1 protein-coding gene is annotated in these 448 nt (G+C 43.8%); it reads right to left on the reverse strand.

The genetic code is table 11. From position 1 onward, the window contains the following. The coding region (locus tag GFC01_RS18170) for a spore germination protein (protein ID WP_194175041.1) at window positions 1-448 on the reverse strand (448 nt) is incomplete at both ends.

Genomic DNA, 448 nt, shown 5'->3' on the forward strand with positions numbered 1-448 from the left:
AGGTACCGATCGCCGCCAGCGAGACGTATAAGATGACCTCTGGTGTAAATAAACCAACATCAATGGCGATTTGTCCAATTAAAACAGCCGCAATCAGCCCCATGGCGGTCGACAATGCGGTTGGCGTATGAATCGCAGCCATCCTTAAAAATTCCACCCCGAAATCAGCAAGAAATACTTGGAGAATCACAGGGATATGAGAAGGTTTGTTAAATCCAATATAGCTTAAATTGTCTGGCAGGAGATTTGGTTCGAGGATAAAAAGAAACCAAATCGGCAAAAGAAAGGTAGAACATAAAATGCCTAAAAAGCGTACCCATCTTAAGAATGTACCAACGGCAGGTGCCTGGCGGTATTCTTCTGCATGCTGAACGTGGTGAAAAATAGTGGTTGGTGTAATGATGACACTAGGGGATGTATCCGTAATGATGATGACATGCCCTTCTAA

The sequence above is a fragment of the Desulfofundulus thermobenzoicus genome (assembly GCF_009428905.1).
GTDB lineage: Bacteria > Bacillota > Desulfotomaculia > Desulfotomaculales > Desulfovirgulaceae > Desulfofundulus_A > Desulfofundulus_A thermobenzoicus.